Genomic DNA, 21,946 nt, shown 5'->3' on the forward strand with positions numbered 1-21,946 from the left:
ACGTAAAAATTACTTTCCATGGCATTAATCAGTTTGGAAAAATGGATAATAAAATCTACAGCATGGATAATTTTTATGCGGGGATGTGAGTGTGTGATCATATCATAATTGGAAATTTTTATATGAAACAAACCATATAACTGCTATGATTAGTCTGCATACATTAATAGTCAAGACGTTACATATTTTACAGGTGCATTTGAATTAATTGGCTTCGGTATGACTTTTAACCTGTTATCTCTTTACTCTTGTGGTACGATCTTATCGTTAATGAGGATTGCGCTAACTTTTACATAAACATGTTCAGCAGTTTCATAGGTTAATTATGAGGTAGTAAATGTTAAAATATAGGTGAGAGTAATCTAATTTTCTATTAGTGAAGAGGGAGGAAATATAATGGGTGAATTCATTATTGTTATTGCACTTTTTATAATTATTATGGTTTTTATAGCAAAAGTATTGGTGAAACCTAATGCTATAAGAAAAAGAAATCTAAGAAATGATCCTATTCCAGAGAAATTGGGCTTACAAATAGAGGGTGGTATGCCTATTGTTCAATCTCTTGATAAAGCTTTATCAAAATCATATGAAGAAAATGTGAAAAATCGCGTGTTGTTAGAACACTCTAAATGGCCAGAGCATGAGGTTGACTGGGTATTTTTTGAATTAAAGCGATACTTCTTTATGAATAGCTTACTAAAATCTGTACCAATGTTTAGTGATCGAGTTGATGTGATTTGGCATGAAATGCTCATGTTCACAAGAGAATATGAGACATTTTCAAAGGGGTTCTACAAAGAAACACTTCATCACATGCCAAATATGGAAAGTACACCAATACCAGGAGAAAGAGCATTTTTTGATTGGGTATATTTAAGCTTATTTGAATTAACACCAAACAGTAAAGCAATCTGGGGAAGGTTTCTTCAGCATCCGATTAAACGCGAAATTCTTGATGATTTTAAGAAGCTGTCAGAAGATGAATTACTTATGAAATATTTCCGAAAAGGAGAAGATTGGGTTGATGTTAAACGTCAATTGATTGTTAAAATGAAAAATGAAATAACACAAGCTGATCGATTGAAGCTTGATCAAGATAAGCCTGCAATCTCTAGCACAACTTCTGATATGCAAATTTTTAATATGGCACTTGGTGCAGCTGTTTTTTATTCACTTTATGAAGAAGAGCATTATCAAGAGCATATAAGTGAAGTTCTACCAACAGAATATAATAAGGACCACCATCATGGAGGAGGAGCTTCATGCTCTGGCTATTCCTGTAGTGGTTCATCTGACTCAGGAGGAGACTCCGGTGGCTCCAGTTGTTCTAGTTGTGGCGGGGGTTGTAGTAGTTAGTGTGTTTAAAATGGGGTCAGTCCCTTTGCACTTTACTGTGCTAAGGGACTGACCCCATTTTTGTCTTACGTCCTACTTACGAACATTTTTCAGTGCTTGCTCAGTTTCTTCTTGGGTTTTCTTAAGAACAGACAAGCTACCATCTGATTCAAGCACAACTGCCTTAACAGCTTCCATTGATGAAATACCTTGAGAACGGGTAGCTTGAAGGATTTCATTTTCTGTAATTCTTTCTTTATTCATTGGTTGCTTTAGATAATCATCCTTGAAATATAAGAGCTGTGGCTGTGATTTAATAAAGTTGCTGAACGTTTTCGACCTAGTTGAAAGCCAGGCGACAATAAACTGTAAAATGGATAAGGTAACAAATGCGGTGATGCCATCAAATAATGAAACCTTTTTATTTAAAAGGGTTGTAGCTAGAATAGAGCCAAGTGCAACCGTAACCACAAGATCAAAGGCATTCATCTTAGATAGTGTTCTTTTACCTGCAATCCGTAAAACAAGAATAAGAGACAGATAGCCAAAAAAACCAACGACTATGATTCTCCAAAGATCAGCAAAACTACTTAAAAACATCCACACTTCCCCTTTCGTATAGCTTTACCTTTATCATTCCTTATTTGGATAGAGGTTAAACAGTCTTTTTGGGGTCAGTCCCTCGGTGCTTTATCGCAGTAAAAGTCTGGGGGACAGACCCCAGTAATCTCCTAAGTGACAGAACCATTTATTTTCTAGTAAAATAGTTATAGATAGTGATAGATAAGATTTGAGGTATATAGGGAAGAAGGGGCTAGTTTATGAAAAAGAGAAAAAGAATCGTTTGGGTTGTGTCTGGTTTAACATTGCTTGTTTTGATTTTCCTTGTTGGAGCAGGTAATTATTTTTATAATGTTGCAGTCAATCGTTCTAAGGAATCTATTCAACTACATGGTGGCAGTGAGGATCGAGCTGAGACTGTAAGTACTACTGTTGAAGAAGAGCAGCAACAGCAGGAAAGATTAGCAGAAATAATGGAATGGACAGAAAAACAAACCTTTGAAACGATTGAAATGAAATCAGGAGATGGCTTAAGTCTTAAAGCTGACTATTTAGCAAATGAGAAGCCTAACGGTAAAGCAGTTATTCTTGCTCATGGATATAAAGGGAATAGTGAGCAAATGCCTGGTGTGACAATGTTTTATTATGAGCAGGGATTTGACATACTAAAGCCGAACGCAAGAGGACATGGTGAAAGTGAAGGAGATTACATTGGCTATGGCTGGCATGATCGTAAAGATTATGAGCAGTGGATTAAGCTCTTAATAAATGAAAAAGGTAAGAGTCAAATTCTCCTTCATGGATTTTCAATGGGAGCAGCAACAGTTCTCATGACAAGTGGTGAAGATCTTCCTCAAGAAGTGAAGGGAGTAATTGCTGACAGTGGTTATACATCTGTTAAAGAAGAGCTATCACATCAGCTAAAATATCTGTATAATTTACCAGCATTTCCTCTTATGGAGATAACGAGTGCGGTGACAAAGGTCCGAGCTGGTTACACGTTCACAGAGGCCTCTGCTATAGAGCAAGTAAAGAAAAATGATCTACCATTGTTACTTATTCATGGTGATCAAGATGATCTCGTTCCAACAGCAATGGCAAATGAACTTTATGCAGCTGCTAAAAGTGAAAAAGATCTCTGGATTGTCCCAGGAGCAGGTCATACAGAAGCATACACAGTGGATGAAATGAAATATCAACAAAAGCTGAAGTCATTCTTTAAAACTGCTGGAATTGAGTGATTCGTCATTATATACAGGTAACTTTCTCATTAAGGAAGTTACCTGTTTTTTAAGGTCATTGAAAAATCTATGGCTTTTTTACGGAATTGTTCATTTCTTTTTCTAATCTTTTAAAGTACATTTGAATGCCATACCAAAAAATAAGATAAACAATTACAAAGCTACCAATACCTAGTGTAAGTGGGAGAGGTTCAAGAGGAAGCCAACCAATAAATATGGCTAATGGAAGCCAAATCATGATGGAGAATAGAAAGTGTATAATCGTTTGTTTTAGTGGACTCCATGTTTCAATATCGAATATAAGTGAAGCTGAACCAAAATAAATACCCATTACAATACTTCCTAACATATTGCTCCATATTATCGGCACAGAGGCTTCAATTCCTTGTAACATCATTATTGTTAAGGCTATGAAGATGAAAAATGCAGAAAAGCCTAATCCAAAAAAGCTTCGCCTTAATCCTTCAATTATCATGTCGATCAGCTCCTAAAATTATTTTTTGTTTAATCTCATGGACATATTTTCTAGAAACATATTCCTTACTTCCAGATTCAAAAAAAACACAAAGGTTTCCGTTAAAAGCTAACTCAAAGCGTGCAATCTTGTTAAGGTTACCGATTGCCGACTTTGAAAAACGAGAAAACTCATGGTTTACCAAAAGCTGTTCTAATTCATATAACTTCATATTTACTTCAATAGAGTGCTTGTGTATTGAAGCAAATACCTTACGATTTCGAGCATATACATAATCAATTTCATCTGGGGAGAGAAGTATAGACTTCTCATTCTCTACCCCTACAATTCGTCTTAGTGACTGTTGGTTTAGCTTCTTGACTAAATCTTCAACCTCTTTTGTCCAAACCTTTGCATGAATCGTCACATGTGTTTCTTCATATTTTTCATTGATATCAATGTTCAGCTTCAATAGTTTTCCTCCTTCCCTGTTATTACTATAGCAACACACTTTTAGTTGAGGAGTAAAAATGACATAACTTGCTTAAAGTTATGGATAACCGGTTTATATAGATGTATGAATTGTTTGTTAAACTTCATTTCACTGATTGGTGATGTAAAGCTAATTTACCATGAAACGACACCCGATTTTCACAAAAAATAGAAAAAATTTGCTTTCTCACGCTTTATCTGATATTCTTAGAAAGAATTATTTTTGTTCGGTCTGTAGGGAAAGAGTATTTAAACTTTTCGCCTTTGATATCTAATTGAGCAATTATAGTAATATTTAGTAGAGAATCTGCACATTAGTTGTGGATTATATCTACACCAGGAGGTAACACATATGCAACAAGGTACAGTAAAATGGTTTAACGCAGAAAAAGGATTCGGTTTCATCGAAACAGCAGGAGGAGAAGATGTATTCGTACATTTCTCAGCTATCCAAGGCGAAGGATTTAAATCTCTTGACGAAGGCCAAAAAGTGACTTTTGACACTGAGCAAGGTCAACGTGGACTTCAAGCTACTAACGTTAACAAAGCGTAATTAGCTTATAGAAAAGGACTCTTTTTAGAGTCCTTTTTTTATTATGCTTTTTTATAGTATTCATTTTCAAAATTAACTAACTAGGATATTTGGATATCATATATAATAAACAGCCTTATTACTGGGCATATCAACATGAAGGGACCTGATTAGATGAAATATTTAAAGTCACAAATGAAGCAATTGATTAAAGATAATCAAGAGCTACAAGCAAAGTTAGATAAGTTAAGAGAAGAGCATAGTCTCGAGAAAAATTTTGCGCTAAAAGCACTTTATCATTCAGAAGTAGCTGAAGGTGGTAAATACCAATTAGCATACCAAGCTCTTGATAAACCAAAGGATTAAGGTGGAGATTAAATTCTTAAAATGAAAGGAGAGTAATGAATGCCTGGTACAAAACGCGAAAACATTAACATTGGTGTAAAAGTGAAGGTGGTACAAAAACAGGACCAAAGATCAGGAAAGTTAACTGAAGGTGTTGTTTCAAAGATACTGACAAATTCACCTAATCATCCACATGGTATCAAAGTGATGTTAGAGTCTGGAACTGTAGGAAGAGTAAAAGAAATTCTCAATTAATTTTGTGATACACATGGTATTAATTAAATTATTTCATAAACACACAATATAACCAGCTTGCCCTAAAATGACTTGGGAAGGCTGGTTTATTTATTTTGCTTAAGTGAGCTTGCTTACCTTAAAGAATTTTATAATCACATATTTATATAAATATATTCCTAGTAAACTCACTAAACATAGAGTCGTAAAGAGAAATATTAATGATATTATAGGTTGAATTTTAAAGGCATAAAGAAATTGATCAATTACATAAATTTTTTGTGGATCTGTCACTGTTGTTGGGGTGAAGGTTAGCTTGCTTTTCCAATCATCTTCATATGCTAAATAGCTAGCAGTCCACGAAGTAAAGAAAAAGGTATATCCAAAAATTAATACTAGTGATAAACCAGTTAGTAGTTTTTTCATAAATTATCCTCCTTTTCGTTAATTAAATTCTACCATTAATTTACAATATAGAGATGAGATTAGATAGGTATATATGAAAAAATTAAATTTATGTGTAACATTTATCGTATAAAGACGTGTTATTAATAAGCGTTGATATCTTAATGTGATAGCTCCTTCAAAGGAAGGAGATTTTCACGAGGTTATAGATGCTGTTAAAAAGCAAACATAATAAATATACCGACTAGGGGCACAGGGATGAATTTCGGTCAAAAAAGTGAATTAGATCAATTGTATAGAGAGTATGCAAAACCCCTTTATTATTTTTTACTTAAAATGTCTGGATCGAGTCATTTAGCAGAAGACCTAACACAGGAGACCTTTGTTCGAGCTACAGTTTCATTATCGTTTTACGATCAGGGAGATGTTCGGGGATGGCTTTTTAAGGTTGCTAGAAATGCATATTTAGATGAATGGCGTCGACAGCAAAGGAGAAAGAGATTTCCTTTTGTGGCTTCTTTATTCCGAGCAGAAGAAATGATAAGTCCATATGGTTTACCAGAAGAAGAGCTGATTAATGCGGAAGAGAATCAAGATTTATTAAGATTATTAAGCTATTTACCTGAGCAATATCGAAGTATTTTATATTTAAAAGAATACGAAAACTTTAGTTATATAGAAATTCAAGAAGCACTGGATTTAACGGAAAATCAAGTAAAGGTAACACTACATCGAGCCAGAAAAAGATTAGCTCAGCTAGCAAATAACAAAGGGTGGGTGAAATAGATGTCAGAATGGAATAAAGAGAGAGAAAAGAAAATTTTAATGAAATATCGATTTACATTAACAATAAAAATCATCAAAATTATTTTTGCCTGCTTATTTATATTTTGGATATATATGAGTATTGTGAATATCAGTTTTTCCTTTACTCAATCAGACCGCAAACACACGTATTATAGTAAATTAGCAACTGATTGGACAATACCGAATTTGTACGAGGAATTTGGTGAACCGGCTCATTCTGAAATCACACCATTTTTAACACAGAAAATATCATATCCAGTTTCACAAATGGTCGGGAAGGAAAGCAAGATGGTTGGTGAAGTTAACGTAAATAAAACTTTATTTCCTTTCTTCTCAACAAAATCAATCGATTATTACCAAAATAACCTTGAAGAAAGATATCGGTTCTTTTTACCTGAGCATCCAGAAACAGGTGAAACTTTATCCGCAGAAGGTGAAAATGGAGTGTGGACCAAGCTTGAGAAAATTCATGAAGGTACAGTTGCTGAAGTCTCTTTTTCAACAACGGACTTTATGACAGCAGAGGAATTAGTCTCTTTGCTTGAGCCATTTGATCTTGATATCCTGTGGGCTCCTTTATATACAGGGGAATTTAGAGAATTTGAACCTTCTGGTTATGGTGGTGGTGGAAATTCAATTTCGATTTTCGATACTTACGGCTTAACCGGTGGAAGAGAAACAGAAGATGATTATATGTCAGAAGGTAAAATGCAGAATCTTACGGAAGAAACTCTCGAGGAAAGTAAAAAAATGATGCTTACGAATATGGATGATTTATTAAAAAATGAATCAAAAAGCTATTATGAAAACTTTCTTGGTTTATATTTTCTAGAAGAACGCTACAGCTATTTAAAACAAAACGGATTTCAAGTATATGGAGCTGTTGTGACAGGACCTGTGAAGGAGCTTTTAAAGCTGAAGGATGTTAAGCAGCTAAGGAGTCCAAGTCTTGGGGAATTGGATTATTGGAATTGGGAATGAAGTCTTAGATATACACTTTGAAAAAGCAGGGGTCTTATATGAACATATCACTGAAAAAATTAGATTTACATGATGCACAGAATTTATTTGCATTCGAGCTTGAAAATAGAGCATTTTTCGAAAAGATGGTGCCTTCAAGAGGTGATGATTATTATCAGTTTGATTATTTTCTCAAAAAGCATGAAGATCTATTAAATGAACAAAAAGAAGGAAAGTCCTTGTTCTATTTAATAATAGATCTAAACGGTCATATTTGTGGTCGGATGAATATTGTTGATCTTGATGGAGGTATAAAAACAACTGGTCACCTGGGATATCGGGTGGGCAAGAAATACACTGGCAAAGGTGTTGCTAGTCAGGCTCTGCAAGTGTTATTGAATTCTATCAGTGAAGAAGGTATTAATGAAATTAGGGCAAAGACAACTACTAATAATATTGCCTCTCAAAAGGTTTTGGAGAAGAATGGGTTTGAGAGAGTAAGTTCAAGTGATGATTCATTTCTAATGAATGGAGAGAAGCTATCGTTTGTTACCTATAGGTGTTTGATAAAAATTAGAAAAGAGGATGGGACATAAGTATTTAAGCTAATAATAAACCCGAATCATTAGGTGATATATCAATTAACCATTCGCCTAATAGTTCGGGTTTTTATTTGCTGTCATCAATAGATTTTTTATTTTGCATACTAATTCTAAGAATTAGTGGAATGGAGCGGAAGACACTCGACTCCTACGGGAATTGAGGAAAGGCTGAGACCCCGCAGGCTTGCCGAGGAGGCTCAGCTTCCTCCCCGTGGAAAGCGAGTGTCTGCAGCGAAATGGAACGAACTTGTTTCTTTCAGCTTAACTGAGTTTAGATTTGTTCGTCTTTTTGTATGTCTTCTTCAATTATGTCCCAGCCCCTTTTAAGTAAGTATCCTTCACTCATATAAACCATTCGCATAAATGCTCACAAGGTTATGAATAATCTCATCCATCGAAAAGCTTCCCTCGTTTTGGACAAGCTCCCACATAAACATCTCATTTGAATAAAACCAGCCCCTAGCAACAAGAGATGGATCTAAATTAGCTCTTGCAAGGGAGTTTTCTTGTGCATATTTAATATCAATTGAGATTCTATCTATAAATCGCTCTCTAATTTTGTACCATGCTTGGTCAATTTCAGGGGAGATTCCGATTGCTTCTTTTACGATAATCATCATGTTTTTTTCTTTTACTGCTAATGACAGAAATAGTCTTACTTGTTTTTGAATCAAATCAAATGCTTCATCCTTAGATTGAGGCTTAAATGGTATTTCTGCGATTTCATAGAATTGATTCATTAGATCTTCCATCAAAATCATGAACAAGTCATCTTTATTTTTAAAATAAACATAGGCTGTGCCATAACCAGTATTTGCTTTCTTTATTATTTGGGAAATGGTAGCTTTTTGGAAGCCATTTTCTAGAAAAGCTTCCTTACCTGCTTCAAGCAGTTTTTTCCTAGTTTGCAGGGCTTGCTGTTTTCTTGGAGAAAGCTTGTCAATTGAATTTGTCATGATTTCATTCCTTTCAAAATGACAACAATCTTTTATATGTAAAAGTACATTTAGCTATTAATTATATCCTTAGTGTACAGGGTAATAAAAGTTCTGACAACTTTGAGGATGCGATCATAATAGTGATTGCTGTATCATATTATATAAGTGACATTATGTCATTGACTTGGTGTCACTCAGAGATATATACTAATTGTAATAGAAAAATAGTTGGAAAGGTTGGTTATTATGGCTAAATTTGATCATACGAAGAATTATGCAAAAAAGCTAGATGAGCTAGATAACTTGGCACAATATCGTGAAGAATTTTATACAGATAAAACAGGAATTTACCTTGATGGCAATTCACTTGGACTTCTTTCAAAAAGAGCTGAAAAATCACTGTTGGATTTATTAGATTCATGGAAAAGATATGGTATTGATGGTTGGACAAACGGAGAAAATCCATGGTTCTATTTGTCAGAAAAATTAGGGGAAGAAATGGCACCGATTGTAGGAGCTAATGCTAAAGAGGTAGTTGTAAGCGGTTCCACCACGATAAATCTTCACCAATTAGTGTCAACATTTTATAAACCGGAAAATCAAAGAACAAAGATTTTAGCTGATGAATTAAATTTTCCTAGTGACATCTATGCACTTAAAAGTCAGCTTAAGTTAAAAGGTTATGATCCTAAAGAAAATCTTGTTGAAGTGAAAAGTGATGATGGTCATACACTTAACGAAGCTGATATTATTGCCGCCATGACAGAGGATATTGCACTTATTGTTTTACCAGGTGTTTTATATCGTAGCGGGCAAGTGCTAGATATGAAAAGGTTAACAGAAGAAGCTCATAAACGAAATATTGTAATAGGCTTTGATCTCTGTCACTCAGTTGGTTCAATTGTACATGAATTAAGTGAATGGGATGTTGATTTTGCTTTTTGGTGTAATTATAAGCATTTAAATGGTGGACCAGGAAGCACTGGTGGATTGTATGTGAATCAACGTCATTTCGGTTCAGAGCCAGGTTTAGCAGGTTGGTTCAGTTCAAGAAAAGATAAGCAATTTGATATGGATCATGAGTTAACACCAGCTGATGATGCAGGAGCCTATCAAATAGGCACACCTAATATTTTCAGCATGGCGCCAATCATTGGAGCACTTTCGATGTTTAATGAAGTTGGCATGAAGCAAATTCGCGAGAAATCTCTTAAATTGACAAGCTATTTTATGGATTTAATCAATGTTGAGCTAGCTGGATTTGGGTTGAAGATTCGTAATCCGATCGAGGATCATAAAAGAGGTGGACATATTTATCTTGAGCATCCTGAAGCAGCAAGAATTTGTAAAGCACTAAAAGCTGATGGAGTAGTACCAGATTTTCGTACACCAAATGGTATTCGTTTAGCACCAGTTGCTTTGTATAACACATATGAAGATATTTGGAATGCAGTTCAAATTTTAAAAAGTATTATGAAAGAAGAAAAATATAAAAAATTTGAAAATAAGCGAGGAGTAGTTGCATAGCTCATGACATCAAATAAATGGATTGATATCTCACAGCCTTTAACAAATGATATTGCACATTGGCCTGGTGATACACCTTTTTCCTATGAAACAACATTTACAAAGGAACAGACAGGATCTGTGAATATAGGAAAAATAACAACTAGCTTACACACTGGAACCCATATTGATGCACCGTTTCATTTTAAAAATGATGGTGAAAAGGTACTTGATTTAGATATTAATATATATGTTGGTTCTGCTAAATTGATCGATGTGTCAGGATATAAAAAAATCGATGCTGAAGTATTAGGGAATTTTGAGTTAACAGGTGTTTCAAGGTTACTATTAAAAACTGTAAAAAGTAGTAACTCGGAATTATTTCCAAATGAAATTCCTTATTTATCAGAGGATATTGCTCCTTTTTTAAATGAAAAAGGAATCCGTTTATTAGGTGTTGATGTACCTTCTGTTGATCCCTTAGATAGCAAGGATATGGAAACACATCATGCTTTATACGAGCATCATATTCATATTTTAGAAAACATTGTTGTTGATCATGTTGAAGAGGGAAACTACGAATTAATCGCCCTGCCACTACCGATTCAAGGTGGTGACGGAAGTCCTGTACGTGCCGTTATAAGACAAATTTAAAAGAATAGATTGATTTTATTGCAGTTTTAGAGGAGGATAAAAAGATGATTGAAAAACGACAAGAAGTGAATGCGACAAGCGCAGAAAAACATATTCATACTGACTTTACGAACAATATGACATACGGTGAATATTTGAGTTTAGATAAAATTCTATCAGCCCAAAATAGATTATCAGGTCATCATGATGAAATGCTGTTTATTGTGATTCATCAAGTTAGTGAATTATGGATGAAGCTAATTCTTCATGAAACACAGGCAGCTATAAAGTCGATTGAAAATGATGATTTATCAACTGCGCAAAAACGTTTGGCAAGAGTGTCTAAAACACAATCTCAAATCATTCAAGCATGGGATGTTCTTTCAACAATGACTCCATCAGAGTATATGGAATTCCGCGATGCATTAGGGCAAGCATCAGGATTTCAATCTTACCAATATCGAATGATCGAATTCGCACTTGGCTATAAAACAGATCATGTATTGAAAATCTATCAAAAAGATCCTGAATTACATAATAGATTACAAGAAGCTTTTGAAGCTCAAAGCTTATATGATGTGGCAATCGCAGCACTACATAGAGCGGGACTACCTATAGATGATGAGGTTCTAAATCGTGATGTGACACAAACGTATAAGGATAATGAATCTGTACGTTTAGCATGGCTAGAGGTTTATCGAAATACTGAAAAGTACTGGGAGCTATATGAATTAGCAGAAAAGCTAGTAGATCTTGAGGATTGGCTACAGCAATGGCGCTTCCGTCATATGAAAACAGTAGAAAGAGTGATCGGCTTTAAAATTGGTACAGGCGGATCATCTGGTGTTGGTTATTTGAAAAAGGTATTAGATCAGAGGTTTTTCCCTGAATTATGGGATATCCGAACTGAATTATAAATTGAGTGAAAACTTTTTAAGTAAGATCGTTTTGAAAAGTTAGTAAGTGAAATCATGCATATTGACTGGTCATGGACATAGAGGGGGATGGATCAATTGAGTAAAAATAGAGAGCAGTGGTCTTCTAAATTTGGTTTTATCATGGCATCAGCCGGGGCTGCGATCGGTCTTGGAGCAATATGGAAGTTTCCGTATGTAACAGGCATGAGTGGTGGGGGAGCATTTTTATTAATGTTCATTGCTTTCACCATTCTTATTGGACTTCCTATGTTAATTTCTGAGTTTATCATCGGACGAGGTGCACAAAAAGAAGCTGTTTCTGCCTACCGCAAGCTAGCAGCTAATAGCTTATGGACAATAACAGGACCATTAGGGGTAATTGGTTGCTTTCTGTTGTTATCTTTTTATGCAGTTGTAGGTGGCTGGGTTTTAATTTATAGCATCATGGCGATTAGTGGGAATGTTATTGAAGCAAATGTAAGCTATCCTGATTTATTTGGAAGTATTACAGCAACACCTACAACAACATTACTTGGCTTAGCAGTGTTTTTACTAATCAATATTCTTGTTATCTCAATTGGCATCAAAAATGGAATTGAAAAAGCAAGTAAATATATGATGCCACTTTTGTTTGTGTTTTTTATCATTTTAGTTGTAAGATCACTTACTTTAGAAGGTGCAATGGAAGGAATCGAATTCTTCTTAAAACCTGACTTCTCAGAAATTACTGGTGGATCTGTTTTGTATGCACTTGGACAATCTTTCTTTGCTTTAGCTGTTGGTTTTTCATGTATGGTCACATATAGCTCATATTTAGATAAGAAAGTAAGTATTCCATCTTCAGCAGGCTCTGTTGTTTTGATGAATATCTTTGTTTCAATTCTTGCAGGACTTGCGATTTTCCCAGTTGTATTTGCCTTTGACTTTGAACCAGCAGAAGGACCAGGCTTGCTATTTATGGTATTACCAGCTGTCTTTTCACAAATTCCAGCTGGAGAATTCTTTTTAGCGGTATTTCTAGTGTTATTCTTATTTGCAACTTTAACATCTTCTTTTAGTTTGCTAGAAATCATAGTATCGGCATTTACGGAAAGTGGAAAACGCTCAAGAAAGAAGGCTACATGGATATCAGGATTCATTGTGTTCATAGCAGGCATTCCAGCTGCTCTATCCTTTAGTCATCTACAAGGCTTTAAAATTTTCGGTAAAACCGTTTTTGATGCAACTGATTTTCTCGTAAGTAATATTATGCTGCCACTAGGCTGTTTACTGATTGCATTATTTATTACATTCAAAATGAATAAGCAGCTAGTGAAGGATGAATTTACTTTAAGCAACAAATTATCACCTGGGATGTTCACACTTTGGAGCTTTTTGATGAGGTGGGTTGTTCCTCTGACAATTATTGTTGTATTTTTAGGCACACTTGGGATTTTAAAAGGATAATATGTGGGCACTTTCTCTCTAAGGGGAAGGTGCTTTTTATTTTGCTTTGAGCTGGGTGATGTTGTGTTGTGCGATTTTTGTCGAAAATAGTCTAATCGCTGATAAATTCTCAGAATCGCTGATAAATCCGAAAAATCGCTGATATTTTCTCAAGAATCGCTGATAAATCCAAAAAATCGCTGATAACGTCAATATTCAAAGAACAAGGCTACTAAACCATCTCTTCAAAAGCCACTTGGAACCCATTTGAATCATCATTTGTAGCTCAACTATAAAAAACTAGTACAAAACCTAGGATTTAAGCTTGAATTTTGCTGCCACTAGGCTGCTTACTGATCACTATGTTTACTTTTTTAAAAATGAATAAGCAGCTAGTGAAGGATGAATTTACTTTAAGCAACAAATTATCACCTGGGATGTTCACACTTTGGAGCTTTTTGATGAAGTGGGTTGTTCCTGTGACCATTATTGTTGTATTTTTAGGCACACTTGGGATTTTAAAAGGATAATATGATGGCACTTTCTCTATATGGGGAAGGTGCTTTTTTATTTTGCTTGAGCTGGGTGATGTTGTGTTGTGCGATTTTTGTCGAAAATAGTCTAATCGCTGATAAATCCAAAAAATCGCTGATAACGTCAATATTCAAAGAACAAGGCTACTAAACCATCTCTTCAAAAGCCAATTGGAACCCAATTGATGCATCTTTTGTAGCTCATTTATAAAAAACTAGTACAAAACCTATGGTTTAAGCTTGATTTGTTTTCTTAATCATTAAATAATGAATATGTTCAGGAATAAAAACCTGTTTAGAATTTTAGCTCAAAAGGGAATTCTTATAATAAGCCACTTTCCGCTAATTAATTTTCCATGAATCAGTGTAATTTATTGTATAAAAGGGTACCACTAGGCAGTATAGATTGAGAGATGAAGAGCTAGTTTCTCAATAGATAAGAAGGGTTATACTTATACTATGTATCATTGAATTTACATAAGATTTTCTAGTATGTGAAAAAAAGGGGGAATAGTCATTGTCTTATATTTTATTACTTGTTGGTCTTGCCTTACTTATTAAGGGGGCTGATTATTTTGTTGAAGGTGCTTCAAGTATTGCACGGTCATTAAATGTATCACCTTTGCTGATTGGTTTGACGATCGTTGCTTTTGGAACAAGTTCACCTGAGGCAACAGTTAGTATTATTGCAGCTCTAGAGGAAAATGCTGGAGTGGCGTTAGGTAATGTTGTAGGAAGTAATATCTTCAATATTACACTTGTTGTTGGGATAACAGCATTGTTAAATCCGTTAAAGGTTGAAAGTGAAACGATACGGAAGGAAATTCCTTATACGTTACTCGCAAGTACTGTGTTATTTGTTTTAATTAGTGATATCTCATTACAAGCATTAGATGCTAATTTTATTACAAGAAGCGACGGGTTCATTTTGTTACTTTTCTTTGCCATTTTCTTGTATTACATTTTTGAAGTTGCAAGACATAGTCGTGACAAGGTCAAGGAGGAAAGTGCAGATACTCCTAAGTCTTCATCGAAAGTGAAGAATACTGTATTCACGATTGGTGGCTTGGCTGCCATTATCTTTGGTGGTGACATTGTAGTTGATAATGCAACAACAATTGCTTTTTCTTTTGGCATGAGTGAAACATTAGTAGGATTAACAATTGTTGCAATCGGTACATCACTTCCAGAGTTGATTACTTCCATAACTGCTGCCATTAAGAAGGAAAGTGAAATTGCTTTAGGAAATATAGTTGGAAGTAATATCTTTAATATTTTATTTGTTTTAGGAGCAGCTTCTGTTGTATCTCCATTAGCGGTTGATAGTAAGATTTTTATCGATGTTTTACTGATGATCATCATCACTGTTGTTTTACTTGTGTTCTCAAGAACAGGATTTAGAATAGGAAAACGCGAGGGTGTATTCCTCATAATTTCTTATATCGTGTATATGGCTTACATTCTAATGAGAAATTAATATGTTAAGCTTGCAAAATATATTAAAAAAAATAGCTAATAAGAGGTGTAACCGTGAAATATAGAAGACTAGGTAAAACAGATTTAAAGGTATCAGTTGTTGGTATTGGCACATGGCAATTTGGAGGCGAATGGGGAAAGGATTTTACACAAACTGAAGTAGATGCAATTTTTTCACATTCTAAAGATTTAGGTATCAATTTAATTGATACGGCAGAATGTTATGGACCACATCATATGTCTGAAAAATTTATTGGTGATTATTTATCAAGACATAATAGAGATGAGTGGATTGTTGCTTCTAAGTTCGGTCATAAATGGCATGATCAAAGAGAACCATCATGGAATGTGGATGATATTCTTGTACAGTTAGAGGAATCATTACAAGCATTGAAAACAGATTATATTGATCTTTATCAATTTCATTCAGGATCTGATGATGTTTTTAATCATGATGATTTGTGGACAATGCTTGATAAACAAGTGCAAGCTGGTAAAATTCGCAACTTAGGAATTTCCATTGGTGCAAACGATAATATTTACCAAACCTCAAGAGCTACCGAGGTAAATGCAAAAGCCATTCAAGTTGTGTATAACAGACTTGATAGAGTACCTGAGGAAAAGGTGTTTCCTTCATGTATGGAACAGGATTTAGGAGTTCTAGCTAGAGTTCCATTAGCAAGTGGATTTTTGAGTGGTAAATACCAACCTGGTGCATCTTTTAAGGATGTTGTTCGTAAAAGACATCAGCAGGAAGTTATTGATGAAAAGCTTCGCTTAGTAGAAAAAATCAAGCGTGAAGAAGTGCCAGAAGGAGTTAATATGGCAACCTGGGCTTTAGCATGGTGCTTGCAGCATCCTGCTGTCACAACTGTTATTCCAGGGTGTAAAAATCCTGAACAAGTAGAAGCAAATGCAAAGGCTGCTGATCTTAGCTTAGTGAGTGATCAACATCCTAGTGGCATAAAATGATAAAGAGGCTGGGACATAATTGGAGAAGTCATACAAAAAGACGAATAAATCTAAAATCAGTTAAGCTTTTAAAGAAACAAGTTCGTTCCATTGCGCTACAGACACTCGCTTTCCACGGGGAGGAAGCTGAGCCTCCTCGGCATGCCTGCGGGGTCTCAGCCTTTCCTCAATTCCCGTAGGAGTCGAGTGTCTTCCGCTCCATTCCACTAGTTCTTAAAAATAGTATGGAAAGTCAAAAATCTATTGAAGACGATATATATAAACCCGAACTATTAGGCGAATTAACTGAAAATATCACCTAATAATTTGGGTTTTTCAATAACTTAATTACTTATGTCCCAACCTTTTCTAAATTTAGTTAAATCGAATTCAAAGCCTCATCCAGCCCTTTAAATCCACTAACATCCTCAGAATTTGGTTCATCTGTTTCAATTGTCCATTCTGAATTTCCGTTTTCTAAGCGTCCATCGTCTTTTTTTATATACGGGGTATGTATCATGTACGACTTTCCGTCTTTGCGGATTGTATAGCCCATATGATAAAGATCCTTAGCACCTTCTTCTTCAAATACACCAATATCCTCAATATTATATTTAGTCATGAGGTGCTCAAATGAGTTTTGTAGCTCGTTTATAACTGATTCTCGACTGTTATTGTCCATGGAAAAACATCTCCTTTCTTAGGCTATATTTATTTTTTAATATGTCTTAATTGTTGTGGATTAACCATAATCTTAAATGGGTTTTTATGGAGTAGATATATTACTAAATCTAATCCACACTAAAAGATGTAGTTGCTTAATAAATAGGAGGGATTTAACGAATGTTTTATCATGTAAAAGAGCTTCAATATGATGCGAAACCAAGTCATCCGGATCCTGTTTATGCTAAAAAGCTACAAGAAATTCTTGGTGGGCAATATGGTGAAATGTCAGTTATGATGCAGTACCTTTTTCAAGGCTGGAATTGTCGTGCAGAAGGTAAATATCGTGATATGATTTTAGATATAGCAACAGAAGAAATAGCACATGTTGAAATGATTGCAACAATGATTGCACAATTATTAGATGGAGCTCCTGCAAATGATCAGGAACAAGGAGCAAAGGATCCTGCAGTAGAAGCTGTGCTTGGAGGAATGAATCCACAGCATGCAATTGTTAATGGCTTAGGTGCACAGCCTAACGATAATGGCTTAGGTGCACAGCCTAACGATAGTGTTGGCTTTCCATGGACAGCACGCTATACAATTGCCAGCGGAAACTTATTAGCAGATTTTAGAGCCAATTTAAATGCTGAATCACAAGGAAGACTTCAAGTATGTCGTTTATATGAAATGACAACAGATCCTGGTGTTAGGGATATGCTCTCATTTTTAATTGCTCGTGATACAATGCATCAAAATCAGTGGATGGCTGCTATTGAGGAGCTTGAACAAACTCAAGGAGCAATTGTTCCAAGTACATTTAACCAGGAATATGAAAAACAAGAGGTTTCGTACTCGTTCATGAATTACTCTGAAGGTGAAGAAAGTAGTTCAGGTAGATGGGCGAATGGTCCAACATTTGATGGACAAGCAAACTTTGAATACATTCAAAATCCTAAAGCAATGGGACAAAAGCCAAGTCTACAACCAGGACCAGCTTATATTCATGGAACAAATCCAATGGATATGAGAATGATGCAAGGTGCTGGAAAGATGGAGCCAAATCAAATGAGTAATCAGCCATTACAATAAGTAGAAGGAATTAGGTTGGGATTTAAATTCACACAGTTGAAAGAAACAAGTTCGTTCCACTGCGCTGCAGACATTTGCTTTCCGCGGGGAGGAAGCTAAGCCTCCTCGGCGCAAGCGCCTGTGGGGTCTCAGCCTTTCCTCTGCACCCGCAGGAGTCAAATGTCTTCCGCTCCGTTCCACTAGTTCTTAAAAAGAGTATGCAAGATCAAAAAATCTATTGAAGACAGCAAATAAAAACTCGAAATATTAGGCGAATAATTAATTGAAATATCTCCTAATATTTCGGGTTTATCATAAGCTTAAATACTTAATTCCCAGCCTCATTTTTCTCCAACCAATCTTCTACAAGGTTTTTAAGTGTTTGTTTTTGCTCTTCGAATTGCTTTTTTCGATGTCCATTAGCACCTGAAGGATGTGGGAAGCCATGTAAATAAGTATGCTCTAAGTGTTTACCTTCAGAAAGTAGTTGTTTAATCAAATGTTCTACTGTTTTGCCTAGTGGAATGATCAGAGCAGGTGACTGAATTTGCTCCAGTTCTTTTGAAAATTCATGAAAAGCATATGAAGATAATAACGGAGAGCTTATGACACTAGGCTTATGCCCAGTATAATTTTTTTCTTGATAAAAAACAGGGTATTTCATAATCGATGTGGTATGTAATAAATGTCTTTGTTCATGAAATAGTGAGCTAGTGCTATTTGACTGACTAATCTCATTGATGGAGCATTGATCAAGCATGTCTATCAAATTTTTTCTCATATTTCCAGAGAAACTGGCAGCAATCTTTGCTTCTTTTAATGATTGCTCTATAGGATGGTGTTGATTTATGCTTTTGATTATTTGTGTGTATGCTTCTTTCATTTGTACCCAGCCTGGGGTAATACCGACAATCACAATTTTAGCAGCTTTGTTTATATATTCATTATGGGGTGAGTAATACATACTTAATTGGTCTTCTTTAGCAATTAAAAGCTTATCAGTGAGTAGATCATCTTTTGTTAGAGTTTTGTTTGAGTTTAAAGATAAGATGGAAGGTAAATAGAGGTCTAATTTAGTTTCTAGCAAGTCATTTTCCTCGTGCTTTCACTAAGATTACATTCTATATTTAGTTTTAGTAAATTCTCCAATCCGTATTCATAAGAAAAAAACCAATCAAATTCTGATTGGTCTTTCTATGATGCTTCTATTATTCGTTTATTAATCCTTTTTCTGCAAGAAATTCTCTTGCGACAACTTCAGCTTGCTCTCCATCTATATCAACTCTAGCGTTCATTTGTTGCATTTCTTCCTCGGAAATTTTCCCAGCTAGACCATTAAGAGCTTCTTCTAGGTCTGGGTAATTTTCTAATATTTCCTGTCTGATAACAATAGCTGCGTCATACTTAGGAAAAAAGCCAAGATCATCTGTTGTAGTTTGGATGTTATCACGTTGAATTCTTCCATCTGTTGTGAATGCAGGGATCACATCAACATCTCCACGCTTTAATGCTTGATACATGACATTTGGATCAAAGCTTTCAGTTTTAGGAAATTCTAACTCATAGGCTTCTGAGAAAGCATCATACCCATCACCTTCACGTTCATAAAAGGCATGTGGGGCACCAAAGGAAAGATCTTTGGAAACTGCCGCTATATCTGAATACGTTTCTGCTTCAAAATCAGCATCTGCTGAATATGCTAATGTGTAATTATTTTCAAAACCAAGTGGCTCTAACCATGTTGCTTGATAATTTTCTTCATAGCCATTTCTCACTCGTTCTAGAATGCTCTCACTAGATTCTCCAGGATCTGCTTGCTCTTTCAAAACAGCTTCTAATCCTGTACCAGTGTATTCAACGTACATATCAATTTCTGCATTTTCAAGTGCAGGTGTTAAAATGGCAACCTCGCCAAGACCATCCTGAAGATCAACTTCATAGTCTGTGGTTTCTTCAATATAAACAGCTAACACCTCTGATAAAATATATTGCTCTGTCCAATTTTTACCTGAAACAACAAGAGGTTCCTTTGATGCTGCTGCTTCGCTTTCATTTGAATCTCCGCCACATGCGCTAAGTATAAGAGATATTGCTGTAAGTATTGCTAATAACTGTATTTTCTTTTTCACTATAAAACGCTCCTTTATTTAGATTTAATTCCTTTAGGTGTTACTTTTTTCTCTACTAGCTTTAAAATATAATCGAAGGTTAGAGCTAATAATGCAACAGGAATTGCACCTGCTAATACTAGGCTATTGTCCCAGGATTGTAGTCCTCTCCAAATTACATCTCCTAATCCACCTGCTCCTACAAAGGTTGCAAGAGTAGCAACCCCTACTGTTAGAACTGTTGCGGTTCTAATTCCAGCCATCATAAAGGGAAGGGAAAGTGGTAATTGAATTTTCCAAAGAATTTGCCTTGGTGTCATTCCCATTCCTTCTCCAGCTTCAACAATTCCTTCATCTACTCCAGTAATTCCGGTATATGTATTTCGGAGAATCGGTAATAAAGCATAAACAATAAGTGCAACAAGAGCAGTCGGTGTTCCAATACCTAATAGCGGAACAAGAAATCCGAACAACGCAAGACTTGGTATTGTTTGTAGGACAGCTGTTATTCCTATGTAAAATTCAGCTACTTTCTTTTTACGAGAAATATAAATGCCAAGAGGTAATGAAATCGCAACAGCAATAAAGATAGCCAAAAATGATATGTATAAATGCTCAATGGCACTTTCGAAAATAAGCTCTTGTCTTGTGGAAATTGTATCGAGAAACATAGAAAAGGCATTCATCATATCAAACCTCCTCTGATATTCCGGCTAGTTCATGAAGTAAGTGGTTTTTTTCGATGATTCCGACCGGTTTTCCAACTTTATCGCAAAGGATAACAGCGTCTGATTGATTTATCAAAATAACACGAGCTACCTCCTGTAGTGATGTTTCTTGTGATAGTTTCGGTAACTCAGTTAGATGTTGATTTTGTACTAAAGGCTTCATAATAGTCGAAGCTAAGTATTCCTTCTTATTGTTAGACGCCTGATTAACTCGTTCCTCCCCGATAAACGACCGAACAAAATCATTTGCAGGATTCTGGATAAGTTTTGTAGGTGAAGCAATTTGTTGTATTCCCCCATCCTTCATCACAACAATTTCATCAGCAACCTTTAAAGCTTCATCCATGTCATGTGTAACAAAGACGATGGTTTTTTGAATGCTTTTCTGAAGTGACTTTAACTCGTCTTGTAGCTGTTCACGACTAATTGGATCTAGCGCACTAAACGGCTCGTCCATAAGAATAATCGGTGGTTCCCCTGCTAGTGCTCTTATGACACCAACACGTTGCTGTTGTCCTCCACTTAGCTCTAACGGATATCTTTTTTTGTACAAGTTCGGCTCAAGTCCTACTAAATCTAGTAGTTCATCAACTCTTTTTTCATAGCTTTCTTTTTTCCAGCCTTTCAATCTAGGAACTAATGAGACATTTTCTTCAATTGTCATATGTGGTAGTAATCCAATTCGTTGAATCACATATCCAATATTTCTTCGTAGCTCTACATCATTCTCCTCAGAAATATCTTTTCCATCAATTGTGATTGTCCCTGATGTGATTGGGATCAGTTTGTTGATCATCTTCATTGTTGTTGTTTTCCCACAGCCACTTGGACCTATTAACGTAACTAAGTTACCCTTTTCAATTGTTAATGAAACATCATTAACAGCAACAGTATGATCTTCAAACGTTTTTGTTACAGAATTAAAAGTAATCACTTTATACACCTTTCTTTGCAAAGCATGAGGAGTATTACTAGATACATAATCTTGCTAGAGCAATTGATCTAATTTTTTGTTACATGTTTTATATT

General features: G+C 35.3%; 25 protein-coding genes. 15 read left to right on the forward strand and 10 right to left on the reverse strand.

The window, feature by feature from the left end; all coding sequences use genetic code 11:
* Window positions 1-396 precede the first annotated feature (396 nt).
* Window positions 397-1,356 (forward strand): glycine-rich domain-containing protein, encoded by a 960-nt coding sequence (locus JOC75_RS14095; RefSeq protein ID WP_239589479.1) that lies wholly within the window; start codon window positions 397-399, stop codon window positions 1,354-1,356.
* 72 nt (window positions 1,357-1,428) lie between these two features.
* Here the strand turns inward: JOC75_RS14095 and JOC75_RS14100 are convergent, their stop codons facing one another.
* Complete coding sequence (locus JOC75_RS14100) at window positions 1,429-1,935, reverse strand: DUF421 domain-containing protein (RefSeq protein ID WP_204954683.1); 507 nt, start codon at window positions 1,933-1,935, stop codon at window positions 1,429-1,431.
* A gap of 221 nt (window positions 1,936-2,156) precedes the next feature.
* Between JOC75_RS14100 and JOC75_RS14105 the strand changes: the two genes are divergently transcribed.
* Window positions 2,157-3,137, forward strand: coding sequence for an alpha/beta hydrolase (locus JOC75_RS14105; protein WP_204954684.1), 981 nt, complete (start codon window positions 2,157-2,159; stop codon window positions 3,135-3,137).
* Between the two features lie 67 nt (window positions 3,138-3,204).
* On the opposite strand, the gene JOC75_RS14110 is transcribed toward JOC75_RS14105, so the two are convergent.
* Entirely contained in the window at window positions 3,205-3,612 is a 408-nt protein-coding gene (locus JOC75_RS14110; protein ID WP_204954685.1) for a DUF3021 domain-containing protein, read from the reverse strand.
* Window positions 3,602-4,063, reverse strand: a complete 462-nt coding sequence (locus JOC75_RS14115; RefSeq protein WP_204954686.1) for a LytTR family DNA-binding domain-containing protein — start codon at window positions 4,061-4,063, stop codon at window positions 3,602-3,604. Before JOC75_RS14115 ends, JOC75_RS14110 begins: the two co-directional genes overlap by 11 nt.
* A 372-nt stretch (window positions 4,064-4,435) precedes the next feature.
* Here JOC75_RS14115 and JOC75_RS14120 point away from each other — a divergent pair, with 372 nt between their 5' ends.
* The 3 genes from JOC75_RS14120 to JOC75_RS14130 all read left to right on the forward strand — a co-directional run bounded on the left by JOC75_RS14120 (window position 4,436) and on the right by JOC75_RS14130 (window position 5,215).
* The gene (locus JOC75_RS14120) at window positions 4,436-4,636 is read left to right on the forward strand and encodes a cold-shock protein (RefSeq protein WP_146950016.1); all 201 of its coding nucleotides are present in this window, start codon (window positions 4,436-4,438) and stop codon (window positions 4,634-4,636) included.
* Window positions 4,637-4,789: 153 nt separating this feature from the next.
* The gene (locus JOC75_RS14125) at window positions 4,790-4,981 is read left to right on the forward strand and encodes a hypothetical protein (protein WP_146950015.1); all 192 of its coding nucleotides are present in this window, start codon (window positions 4,790-4,792) and stop codon (window positions 4,979-4,981) included.
* A 39-nt stretch (window positions 4,982-5,020) separates the two neighbouring features.
* On the forward strand, window positions 5,021-5,215 hold the full coding sequence (locus tag JOC75_RS14130; protein WP_204954687.1) for a YwbE family protein: 195 nt from the start codon (window positions 5,021-5,023) through the stop codon (window positions 5,213-5,215).
* A 99-nt stretch (window positions 5,216-5,314) separates the two neighbouring features.
* On the opposite strand, the gene JOC75_RS14135 is transcribed toward JOC75_RS14130, so the two are convergent.
* Entirely contained in the window at window positions 5,315-5,620 is a 306-nt protein-coding gene (locus tag JOC75_RS14135) for a DUF4306 domain-containing protein (RefSeq protein ID WP_204954688.1), read from the reverse strand.
* A 237-nt stretch (window positions 5,621-5,857) separates the two neighbouring features.
* Here JOC75_RS14135 and JOC75_RS14140 point away from each other — a divergent pair, with 237 nt between their 5' ends.
* The 3 genes from JOC75_RS14140 to JOC75_RS14150 are packed head-to-tail and all read left to right on the forward strand — an operon-like array spanning window position 5,858 to window position 7,962.
* On the forward strand, window positions 5,858-6,385 hold the full coding sequence (locus tag JOC75_RS14140; RefSeq protein WP_204954689.1) for a sigma-70 family RNA polymerase sigma factor: 528 nt from the start codon (window positions 5,858-5,860) through the stop codon (window positions 6,383-6,385).
* Window positions 6,386-7,387 (forward strand): anti-sigma factor, encoded by a 1,002-nt coding sequence (locus JOC75_RS14145; protein WP_204954690.1) that lies wholly within the window; start codon window positions 6,386-6,388, stop codon window positions 7,385-7,387.
* Window positions 7,388-7,425: 38 nt separating this feature from the next.
* Window positions 7,426-7,962, forward strand: a complete 537-nt coding sequence (locus tag JOC75_RS14150; protein ID WP_204954691.1) for a GNAT family N-acetyltransferase — start codon at window positions 7,426-7,428, stop codon at window positions 7,960-7,962.
* Window positions 7,963-8,306: 344 nt separating this feature from the next.
* Here the strand turns inward: JOC75_RS14150 and JOC75_RS14155 are convergent, their stop codons facing one another.
* On the reverse strand, window positions 8,307-8,924 hold the full coding sequence (locus JOC75_RS14155) for a TetR/AcrR family transcriptional regulator (RefSeq protein WP_204954692.1): 618 nt from the start codon (window positions 8,922-8,924) through the stop codon (window positions 8,307-8,309).
* A 228-nt stretch (window positions 8,925-9,152) separates the two neighbouring features.
* Between JOC75_RS14155 and kynU the strand changes: the two genes are divergently transcribed.
* The 6 genes from kynU (at window position 9,153) to JOC75_RS14185 (ending at window position 16,368) form a co-directional block, all read left to right on the forward strand.
* Complete coding sequence (gene kynU, locus JOC75_RS14160; protein ID WP_204954693.1) at window positions 9,153-10,433, forward strand: kynureninase; 1,281 nt, start codon at window positions 9,153-9,155, stop codon at window positions 10,431-10,433.
* Between the two features lie 3 nt (window positions 10,434-10,436).
* A complete protein-coding gene (kynB, locus tag JOC75_RS14165; protein WP_204954694.1) occupies window positions 10,437-11,066 on the forward strand; it encodes an arylformamidase in 630 nt (209 codons plus the stop codon).
* 44 nt (window positions 11,067-11,110) lie between these two features.
* Entirely contained in the window at window positions 11,111-11,962 is an 852-nt protein-coding gene (gene kynA / locus JOC75_RS14170) for a tryptophan 2,3-dioxygenase (RefSeq protein ID WP_204954695.1), read from the forward strand.
* Window positions 11,963-12,058: 96 nt separating this feature from the next.
* Window positions 12,059-13,408 carry a sodium-dependent transporter gene (locus JOC75_RS14175; RefSeq protein WP_204954696.1) on the forward strand — a complete coding sequence of 450 codons (1,350 nt, stop codon included), beginning with the start codon at window positions 12,059-12,061 and terminating at the stop codon, window positions 13,406-13,408.
* Window positions 13,409-14,437: 1,029 nt separating this feature from the next.
* Complete coding sequence (locus JOC75_RS14180; protein ID WP_204954697.1) at window positions 14,438-15,397, forward strand: calcium/sodium antiporter; 960 nt, start codon at window positions 14,438-14,440, stop codon at window positions 15,395-15,397.
* 53 nt (window positions 15,398-15,450) lie between these two features.
* Entirely contained in the window at window positions 15,451-16,368 is a 918-nt protein-coding gene (locus tag JOC75_RS14185; RefSeq protein WP_204954698.1) for an aldo/keto reductase, read from the forward strand.
* A 358-nt stretch (window positions 16,369-16,726) separates the two neighbouring features.
* Here JOC75_RS14185 and JOC75_RS14190 read toward each other — a convergent pair whose 3' ends face one another.
* Window positions 16,727-17,029, reverse strand: a complete 303-nt coding sequence (locus JOC75_RS14190) for a DUF5634 family protein (protein ID WP_204954699.1) — start codon at window positions 17,027-17,029, stop codon at window positions 16,727-16,729.
* A 161-nt stretch (window positions 17,030-17,190) separates the two neighbouring features.
* On the opposite strand from JOC75_RS14190, the gene JOC75_RS14195 reads away from it, so the two are divergent.
* The gene (locus JOC75_RS14195) at window positions 17,191-18,102 is read left to right on the forward strand and encodes a manganese catalase (RefSeq protein WP_204954700.1); all 912 of its coding nucleotides are present in this window, start codon (window positions 17,191-17,193) and stop codon (window positions 18,100-18,102) included.
* Between the two features lie 307 nt (window positions 18,103-18,409).
* Here the strand turns inward: JOC75_RS14195 and JOC75_RS14200 are convergent, their stop codons facing one another.
* The 4 genes from JOC75_RS14200 to JOC75_RS14215 all read right to left on the reverse strand — a co-directional run bounded on the left by JOC75_RS14200 (window position 18,410) and on the right by JOC75_RS14215 (window position 21,851).
* The gene (locus tag JOC75_RS14200) at window positions 18,410-19,168 is read right to left on the reverse strand and encodes a uracil-DNA glycosylase family protein (protein ID WP_204954701.1); all 759 of its coding nucleotides are present in this window, start codon (window positions 19,166-19,168) and stop codon (window positions 18,410-18,412) included.
* A 121-nt stretch (window positions 19,169-19,289) separates the two neighbouring features.
* The gene (locus JOC75_RS14205; protein ID WP_204954702.1) at window positions 19,290-20,210 is read right to left on the reverse strand and encodes a glycine betaine ABC transporter substrate-binding protein; all 921 of its coding nucleotides are present in this window, start codon (window positions 20,208-20,210) and stop codon (window positions 19,290-19,292) included.
* A 14-nt stretch (window positions 20,211-20,224) separates the two neighbouring features.
* The gene (locus tag JOC75_RS14210; RefSeq protein WP_239589480.1) at window positions 20,225-20,878 is read right to left on the reverse strand and encodes an ABC transporter permease; all 654 of its coding nucleotides are present in this window, start codon (window positions 20,876-20,878) and stop codon (window positions 20,225-20,227) included.
* Window position 20,879: 1 nt separating this feature from the next.
* Window positions 20,880-21,851: a betaine/proline/choline family ABC transporter ATP-binding protein gene (locus JOC75_RS14215; RefSeq protein WP_204954703.1), complete on the reverse strand. Its 972-nt coding sequence runs from the start codon at window positions 21,849-21,851 to the stop codon at window positions 20,880-20,882.
* Window positions 21,852-21,946: the final 95 nt, after the last annotated feature.

The sequence above is a fragment of the Metabacillus crassostreae genome, assembly GCF_016908395.1.
Lineage (GTDB): Bacteria > Bacillota > Bacilli > Bacillales > Bacillaceae > Metabacillus > Metabacillus crassostreae.